At 60.9% G+C, this 2,040-nt stretch carries 1 protein-coding gene and 2 pseudogenes; all 3 read left to right on the top strand.

The genetic code is table 11. From position 1 onward, the window contains the following. Nucleotides 1-400 precede the first annotated feature (400 nt). On the top strand, nt 401-1,021 hold the full coding sequence (locus FA740_RS19280; RefSeq protein ID WP_277355219.1) for an IS110 family RNA-guided transposase: 621 nt from the start codon (nt 401-403) through the stop codon (nt 1,019-1,021). Nucleotides 1,022-1,269: 248 nt separating this feature from the next. After that, a pseudogene (locus FA740_RS19275) lies at nt 1,270-1,701 on the top strand (transposase); the annotation flags it as partial. A 62-nt stretch (nt 1,702-1,763) separates the two neighbouring features. After that, nucleotides 1,764-2,040: pseudogene (locus tag FA740_RS19270) on the top strand (transposase); the annotation flags it as partial.

The following is a 2,040-nucleotide window of genomic DNA, read 5'->3' as shown; positions in this document are numbered from 1 at the left end:
CCTGCTTGGCCCGATCGGAAACATCCCGCCAGCAGAGGCAGAACTGAACTTCCAAGTTCAGCGCGACATGCTCGATCTTGTCGCGTAAAGTCAAGCTATAGGTCTCCGATAAATCCGGGGCGATTCAGTTCGACTACATCGAGCGTTTCTACAACCCGCGCAGACGGATTCGAAACTGAGCTACATCAGCCCCACGGAGTTTCGAGGCCAGCGCTATGCTAGCTTAACGTGCTGTCCACGAAACCGGCAGCAGCTCACTTAGCCAGATGCATAACAAGACGGATGCCAACGACGCGGCGATGCTGTCCGATCTGGCGCGGACGGGTTTCTATAGGAGGGTCGAGGTCAAGAGCCGGGATGGTCAGGAGCGCCGCGCGCTGCTGGCAGCCCGTGATGCGCGATCGGAGCGCGGCGCAATGCTGAGAACACGATCCGCGGCCTTCTCGCCAGCTTCGGGCTCCGCGTACCAGGGCAACCCCGAACCTATGAGGGTCGCATCCGCGCCGTGCTCGAAAGACAGGATACGCTGGCGCCAGTCATCTTGCTTCTGGCGATCCGCACGGAAGCATTGCGCCAGGCGGCGGCGCTAACCAAGGAACTGGTTCGGCAAGTGAAATCCTCGGACGCTTGCCGCAGGCTGATGACGGTCCCCGGAGTGGGGACGGTCACGGCGGCGACTTTCGTCGCGACAATCGACGCGCCAGGTCGGTTCGCCAAGTCGCGCTCGGTGGGTGCTTATGCCGGACTGACCTCTCGGCGACATCAATCCGGCGCTGTCGACTATGGCGGCCGCATCTCAAAGCGCGGAGACCGGCTTTTGCGCACCATGCTCTATGAGGCGGCCAATTCTCTACTCTGCCGTGTCAAGCCGGGCCGGGGTCAAGCGCTCAAGGACTGGGCCATGGCAGTCAAAGGTAGAACCAGTCACAAGAAGGCCGTCGTCGCCCTGGCGCGCAAACTCGCAGTGATGATGCACGCGATCTGGGTCAACGGTAGCGTCTTCAAGGAGTCGGAGGCATGACCATGACCCCGATCCTATAAGGCAGGGTTCGAAACCCCGCCCGTGAAGTTGCCACGTCGGCTGACGGTGGCAGGCAGTGGGATGATCCCGTGCGATCTACATGCGGCCCATAGGGACCGCGCACTTCACCTTCGGGACGCCCAAGCCTTGAACGCCGAGATGAAGCGCCGCCCGGCGACTTCGGAAAGAACCTTGCAGGCCGCCGACGCAAACAGCAAACTGACCGAGCGCGGGGGATCAGTTAAAGAACCTATCTGCCCATGGCGGGTGGGTTCATCTACCTCGCTGCCGTGCTCGACTGGTTCACTCGGCGGGTGCTGGCATGGCGGGTGTCGATCACGCTCGAGGCTGACTTCTGCATAGAAGCCGTCGAAGAGGCCCTGGCGCGTCATGGCACACCCGAGATCTTAAACACGGATCAGGGCAGCCAGTTCACGTCCACTGACTTCATCAAGGTGCTGGCGGCACGCGAGATCAAGATCAGCATGGATGGCAGAGGCGCCTGGCGCGACAACGTCTTCGTCGAGCGCCTGTGGCGGACCATCAAATACGAGGAGGTCTGCCTGCGGGCCTATGCCAGCGTGTCCGAGGCTCGGGCCGGCATTGGAAGATACCTCGCCTTCTATAACAGCCGACGCCCACACTCATCACTTGACGGAAAAACCCCCGATCAGGCCTAGACTTCAGACCCATTGATCTTGCGGTGTCTGCATGATTCAGGCTCCGCAAGGAGAGCTGATCGATGAGCAACCTTTTCTGGCTGATTGAGGCGCAGATGGCCCGCCTTCGTCCTTTCCTTCCCAAGTGTCATGGCCGCCCGCGTGTTGATGATTTGCGCGTTCCCAGTGGCATTATCTTCATCAATCGCAATGGCTTGCGGTGGTGCGAGGGCGAGAATGCCCGAACGGAGAATACGGACCGGCCAAGACGCTCTACAATCGCTGGAAGCGTTGGAGCGATAATGGGGTCTTCGCGCGGATCATGGTCGGTCTGGCCGCCGAAGGCGCCGATCCCAAGAC

The organism is Paracoccus hibiscisoli, from assembly GCF_005048265.1.
GTDB classification, from domain to species: domain Bacteria; phylum Pseudomonadota; class Alphaproteobacteria; order Rhodobacterales; family Rhodobacteraceae; genus Paracoccus; species Paracoccus hibiscisoli.
The sequence above is the reverse complement of the archived record's forward strand: the minus strand, read 5'-3'. Positions and strand labels throughout refer to the sequence as shown.